Annotated in this window: 2 protein-coding genes; both read right to left on the reverse strand. The window is 70.2% G+C overall.

The genetic code is table 11. The features are described from left to right. Positions 1-1,638 (reverse strand): condensation domain-containing protein (locus ACRDP3_RS21470; RefSeq protein WP_431518614.1); only part of this gene is annotated, 1,638 nt, incomplete at its 3' end. A 78-nt stretch (positions 1,639-1,716) separates the two neighbouring features. Beyond that, the coding region (locus ACRDP3_RS21475; protein WP_431518615.1) for a type I polyketide synthase at positions 1,717-7,263 on the reverse strand (5,547 nt) is incomplete at its 5' end.

Below are 7,263 nucleotides of genomic sequence, written 5' to 3' on the forward strand. Positions count from 1 at the left end.
CTGCCGGGCCGCCTGCCGGGCGAGGGAGTCGTGCAGCAGCCCCGGGGGCACCGGCCCGGACGGGGCGTTGAGCGCGGCCCGCCGGACGCGCTGCGCGTCGGGGAGCAGGTCGAACGCCCGTTCCTGCCATGCCTCGTCGCTCTCGGCGAGCCGCATGACGATGCTGCGGTAGCCCTCCTGCATGGCGTCGATGAGCCCTGGCGGGAACATGTCCTCGATGACGTCCCAGATGACCCACAGGCTGCCGTCCCGCAGGTCCCAGAACTCGCAGTCGATGAGTGTCTGCGGTGTCTCCAGCAGGCTGTGCACAGGACGTTCGGCCGCCCCGACGAACAGCGCGCTTCCGACGGCGTACGGGCAGACGGCCTTGCCCGGCGTGCGGCGGTGCTGGTTGAGCGCCTGGAGCACCTTCACGCCGCTCCAGTAGACGTGTTCCACATCGGAGAGGACCTGGGCCTGGAGACGGCGGATCCGGTCCTCGAAGCCCTCCTCGTGCCGCCAGTCGATCTCCAGCGGGTAGAGGGAGGCGAAGTTGCCGAACACCTCGCTCATCTGCGGGTGCAGGGGGAGCCGGTGGGTGATCATGTTGTTGAGCAGGAAGTGGCGGGACCCGCTCCAGAACGCCAGAACCTCCGCGTGCACGCCGCACAGCACGTTGGTCGTGGTGAGGTTGCGCGAGGCGGCCTTCTCCTTGAGCGATGCCCAGACGTCGGGCGGGAAGAGCAGTTCCCGGCGTTCCAGCCGGGAACGCCGTCGCGGATCGGCGCCGCTCGCCAGCGGTATCTCCGGTGCGGCGGGCCAGTCGGCGATCCGGTCGGTCCAGTACTTCTTCGACGCCTGGCCGAGCGGGGACTCCTCCAGCTCGGCCAGGGCGAGCACGCAGTCCCGGTAGCTGATCTCCAGTTCGGGCGGGGACTCCCCGGGATTCTCGTAACGCCGCAGCACGGCGCTGATGAACCGCAGGGTCGCCGGGGCGTCGCTGAAGAGGTTGTTGTTGTTGTAGTGGAGCTTGGCGGCGCCGTCCGGCAGCAGGCTGACCCTCATGTCCACCCAGGGCCACCGGTCGTGCGCGGGCTCCAGGCGCTTCATCGAGTCGCGGACCCGCTCGACGTGTGCCTGCGCCCGGTCCGCGTCCAGGTGGCGGACGTCGAACACCTCGATCCGGGCGGGGCCCGGGTCACGGACCGTCTGGAGCCGCAGATCCTCCCGGACCACGACCAGATTCCGCCGCTGGTACTCCAGTTCCTGGTTGAGCGCCTTCTCCAGACGCCCGGGGTCCGCCTCGGCGAGGTCGTACTCCATGTACTGGTGCGGCCGCACGTAGTACTCGAACCCCTCCCTGCCGCCCATGATGAACGACATCTGGAGGTCCGACGGGGCGAACGGCTCGTACAGATGCTTCTCGTCCGGTGTGAGGGCCGGCAGCTCGGCCTCCTGCTCCCGGCGGGTCCGGGCGCCGTCGAGCCATGCGATGAGCTCCTGCTTGTGCTGACCGATCCGCTCCCGGAGATCGCCGGTGAGCCCTCCCTTGGGAGCGATCACCTCGATCCGGTCCCCCGGTGCGAGCCGCAGTCTGATGCCCGCCCGGGCAAGATCGTCGAGCAGGGACGGGACCGAGCGGGATCCGCTTTCAGACACAGCGGTTTCTCCTTGTCCGCCAGTTGACGAGTCGTAGGGGATGCCCGTCACCGGGCAGTCGAGATGGGACCAGGACGGTCACAGCGTCAGCACCTCGGTCTCCGCGCCGTCGTCCAGCACGTCGTCGGTGGCGAGCACGCTCATGGTCGTCAGCTGCCGGCAGATCAGCTCGGCGATCTCCTCGGCCGTACCGCCTCCGAAGAGGAAGTCCGCCGACACGTCGGCGGAGAAGTCGGCGCGCAGCCGGTTGCGGAGCCGGATCGTGGTCAGCGAGTCGAAGCCCAGCTCGTTGAGGCGCCGGTGCCGGAAGGTGGGGCGCATCGCGTCCCGCTCCTTCGCGGACATCCCGAGGAGCACGGCGACCACGTCCAGCAGCCGGTCGAGGGCGGCCTCCTGGGCCTCCTCGGGCCGGGCGAGGACCAGTTCGGCCAGGTCGGGCCCGCTGTCCGCGCCCGTCCCGGTATCGGCGGCCGCCAGCGGGCCGAGCGGCACGACGTCGCCGAGCAGCGTGTCCGGAAGCCGCCGGCTGCCGGCGGCCGCATACCGCCGCCAGTCGACGGAGGCCAGCGCGACGTGCGCGGGACCGTCCGCGGGAACACTGTCGAGGGCGGCCAGGGCCTCGTCGGCCGGCATGCCGTGGATACCCGATGCGGCGAACCGCTCCACGAGGCCCCCGTCGACCGCCATGCCCGTGTCCGCCCATGCTCCCCAGGCCACGCTCAGGGCGGGCAGCCCTCGGTGCCGGCGGTGACCGGCAAGCGCGTCCAGGAAGGTGTTCGCCATCAGGTAGCCCGGCTGCCCGGCCAGGCCGATCAGCGCCCCCATGGCCGAGTAGAGGACGAAGAAATCGAGGTCGAGATCCTGCGTACGGAGGTGCAGGTTCCAGGCTCCCCTGACCTTCGGGTCCATCACCCGGCTGAGCTGTGACCAGTCGGCCCGCTCCAGGACGCCCTCGGCGTTGATCCCGGCCGCGTGCACCACGCCGCGCAGCGGCGGCAGTTCGCTGTGCGCGTACGCCAGGACGTCCTCGACGCCGGCTGTGTCCGCCACGTCGGCGGCCCGGAGTTCGACACGCACCCCGCGCGCCCGCAGTGCCGCCACCTCGGGCGGCGTCCCGGCGGGCAGCGTACGGCCGACGAGCAGCAGACACTCCGCACCCTTGCCGGCCAGCCAGGCGGCGGTGGCCAGACCGAGGCCGCCCAGACCGCCGGTGATCAGGTAGGTGGCGCCGCCACGAACCGCCACCGGGTCCTGCGCGGCGGCTCGTGACGCTTCGCCGGCCACCGCTCCGTCCTGTTCCTCGTCGCGCAGGCGGGCCTCGTACCACCGTCCGTCGTGCACCGCGAGATGCCCCGAGCCGTCGAGTGCCGACACTTGGCCGAGGATCTCCGCGGGGGCGGGCACCGGAGCCGCGGGGTCGAGGTCGACCTGTACGCAGCTCAGGTCCGGGTACTCGGCGGTGACCGACCGGGTCAGGGCGGTCAGGACGGACTGTGCGAGCTCGGGCGCCCGGCCGCCGGCAACCGCGCCGTCCGGCACCGCCGCTCCAGCCGAGCAGATGACGATGTCCGGATGTCCGGCCGCGAAGGCCCGCAGAAAACCGGCGAGCAGTATGGTCGTCCGGCGGGCCAGCCGGTACGTGGCCTCGACGATCTCGTCGGCTCCGGCGACGCCGGGCTCCGCGAACAGGATCAGTCCGGCGACGGGCTGTCCCGTGTCGCCGCGAACCGTGTCGAGCATCCGCTGCACGTCACTGTCGGAGTCGGCGTCCGCATGGAGCACACGGGAGTCCGCCTGCGGCGCGGCGGCACCAGCGACCAGGGGGGTGGCCGTGACGCCGAGCGCGGCCAACCGGTCGGACCAGGCGACGGTCGCCGTGGGGTCCGTTCCGCACACGAGCCAGGTGCCGGCCCGCACACGCGGGGCGGCCGAGGTCCCGGACCGGTCGGGCCGGGCCTGCCACGTCAGCGCATAGCGGCGGGGAGAGAGGCTCGTCGCGGCACCGATCACGGACCGAGGCACCGCACGGAAGCTCAACCCCTCCACGGTTGCCAGGACTTCGCCGCTCTCCGAGGACACCTCCAGGTCCAGCGACACCTCCCCGGAGACCGTCGTCCCGCGCCGATGAGCGTGGCACTCGACCCGGGCCGGGAGCGGCCCGTAGACGTCGATCCGGTCGACGGAGGCGGGTACGCGCAGCGTGTCGTCGTCGGCGGTGAACGCCACCACCATCTGGAAGCAGGCGTCGAGTACGACCGGGTGCAGCAGATAGGTGCCCTCGTCCCGGGCGGCCTCTTCGGAGACGATCAGCGCGTCCGCACGGTCTCCGTCGCGCCGGACGCGGCGCAGCGCACGGTAGGCCGGCCCGTAGTCGAGGCCGACGCTCCGGAAGGAGTCGTACAGGCGCCCGGTGGCATGCTCGGTCGTGGTCGCCGTCGGGCCGAGCTTGTCCACAGGGACCGGCCGCGGCCGCTCGCCGGGGCCGGCGCTCGCCACGGTGGCGTGCTCGGTCCAGCCTCCCTCGGGTGCGTCCGGGGCCCCGTGCCCGGCCCGCCTGCTGAGGCAGCGCACCCGGTGGGCGCGCGCGGTCGCCTCGGCCACGGCCTGCACGGTGAGCGCGGTTCCGTCGTCCGGGAACGGCATGAACTCGTTGAAGGTCACGTCCCGCAGCGTCCAGGCGGCAGGCTCGGAGTGAGTCGTGGACCGTACGGCGGCCAGTGCCCACTCGAGCATCGCGCTGCCGGGCAGCACGGATCGTCCCGAGACGCGGTGCTCGCGGACGAACCAGGGCCGATCGGCGGAGAGCTCCTGGGAGAACCAGCGGTCGCCCGGGACGGCGAGCTCGATGCCCGCGCCGAGCAGCGGATGGTCCTGGGATCCGCGCCGTCCGCCGGCCGGGCGGCGGACCGCGTCCGGGCCCTCCAGCCAGTAGCGGCGGCCCTGGAAGGGGTACGTGGGCAGGTCGACCAGGCCTGTGGCGGCGGCGTGGCCGAGGGCGGGGCGCGGCACGGCGGTGTTGGCGACATGGGCCTCGGCGAGCGCCATCGCGAGCGTTCGTGTCTCCGGCCGGTCCCGCCGGAGCACGGCCGTCAGGGTCGGCGCGGGGCCGGTGCCCGTGACGCAGTCCTGGACCAGAGCGGTGAGGGTGGCGTCGGGGCCGAGTTCGAGGAAGGTGGTCACCCCCTCCGCGAACAGGCTGTTCACCCCGTCCATGAACCTGACGGCGTGCCGCAGCTGTCGGGTCCAGTAGTCGGGGGAGCACAGCTCGTCGGCGGCAGCGAGCCTGCCCGTCAGGTTGGAGACCACGGGTATGCGGGGCGGGCTGAAGGCGACGGTGCCGGCCACGGCACGGAACTCGTCCAGGACACCGTCCATCATCATGGAGTGGAAGGCGTGGCTCACGCGCAGGCGAGTGGTCCGCCGGCCCCGTGCTTCCCAGTAGGCGGCGACCTTCTCGACGGTCACGTCCTCCCCCGAGATCACGACGGAACGGGGTGAGTTCACGGCGGCGACGGTGGCGCTGTCGTCGAACTCTCCGAGGCAGCCGCGCATCTCCCCCTCGCTGATCTCGATCGCGATCATGCTTCCGGCGTCGGGCGCGGCCTCCATGAGCCGGGCGCGGGCGGCGACGAGAAGACATGCGTCCGCCAGGGTCAGAACTCCGGCGACGTGCGCCGCACTGATCTCCCCCACCGAGTGACCGATGAGGAAGTCGGGGACGGGACCCAGGGACCGGACGAGCCGGTAGAGGGCGGTCTCCAGGGCGAACAAGGCGGGCTGGGCGTATGCCGTGCGATGGAGCAGCTCCGCGTCCCCGGATCCCGGAGCAGCGAACATCAGTTCACGCAGCGGGCGGTCGAGATGCGCGTCGAAATGGCCGCAGATCTCATCCAGGGCCTCGGCGAAGACAGGGTAGGTGCGGTACAAATCCGCTCCCATGCCAGCGCGTTGTGCACCCTGTCCGGAGAACAGGAACGCCGTCCTGCCGTGGCCCGGGCCGGACTGGACCAACTGCGGGGCCTCCTCGCCCCGGGCGAGTGCTTCGAGTCCGGTGAGGAGTTCGGTCCGGTCCTCTCCCACCACGGTGGCCCGGTGATCGAACAACGCACGCGTCGTGGCCAGCGACCACCCCACATCCGCCGGCGACACCTCCGGCCGCTCCTCCAAAAACACCCGCAGACCAGCCGCCTGCGCCCGCAACGCCACATCCGAAACAGCCGACAAACTCCACACCACCGGCCCCGAACCCGAATCCGAATCCGAGTCCGGAAGGGCAACCCCCGAACCCGCGGAAGCGGAAACCGGAGCAGCCGACCCCGACCGCCGGCCCCCCACCACAGATTCCGGAACCTCCTCCAACACCACATGCGCATTCGTCCCACTGATACCGAACGCCGACACACCCGCACGCCGCCGGCCCGAACCCGGCCACCCCACCAACTCCCCCGGAACCTCAACACTCCCCGAACCCCAGTCCACATGCTCCGACAAAACCTCAGCATGCAACGACGCAGGCACCAAACCCGCCCGCATCCCCATCACCATCTTGATCACACCAGCCAACCCCGCAGCAGCCTGCGTATGACCAATATTCGACTTCAACGACCCCAACAACAAAGGACGCTCACGACCCGCACCGAACGTCGCCAACAACGCCCCCGCCTCAATCGGATCCCCCAACGCCGTCCCCGTCCCATGCGCCTCCACCACATCAACCTCAGACGCCAAAACCCCCGCATCCCGCAACGCCGCCGCAATCACCCGCTCCTGCGCCCGCCCACTCGGCGCCGTCAACCCATTACTCGCCCCATCCTGATTCACCGCAGAACCCGCAACCACCGCCAACACCGGATGCCCCAAACGCACCGCATCACTCAACCGCTCCACCACCAACGACGCAGCACCCTCACCCCACACCGTCCCATCAGCACCCGCACCAAAAGGCTTACACCGACCATCCGCCGCCAACCCCCGCTGACGACTGAACTCCACAAACATCCCCGGATGCGGCATCACCGTCGCACCCGCCGCCAACGCCAGATCACACTCACCCCGACGCAACGCCACACACGCCTGATGCAACGCCACCAACGACGACGAACACGCCGTGTCAATCGTCAACGCCGGCCCCTCCAAACCCAGCACATACGCAATACGACCCGACGCAACACTCGGCGTATTACCCGTCAGCAAAAACCCCTGAACCCCATCCGACGCCTCATGCAAAACCGGACCATACCCATTATGAATAACACCCGCAAAAACCCCCGTCCTACTCCCCCTCAACGACCGAGGATCAATACGCGCCCGCTCCACCGCCTCCCACGACGTCTCCAACAACAACCGCTGCTGAGGATCCATCGCCACCGCCTCACGCGGCGAAATACCAAAAAACCCCGCATCAAAATCCGCCACACCCCGAACAAACCCACCATGCCGCGCATACGACGTCCCCGGATGATCCGGATCAGGATGAAAAAGACCCTCCACATCCCAACCACGATCAACCGGAAAACCAGAAACCGCATCCACCCCACCCACCACCAAATCCCACAACCCACCCGGAGACACCACACCCCCCGGAAAACGACACCCCATACCCACCACCGCCACCGGCTCATGGGT

This window comes from Streptomyces sp., assembly GCF_050698815.1.
Taxonomy (GTDB): Bacteria; Actinomycetota; Actinomycetes; order Streptomycetales; family Streptomycetaceae; genus Streptomyces.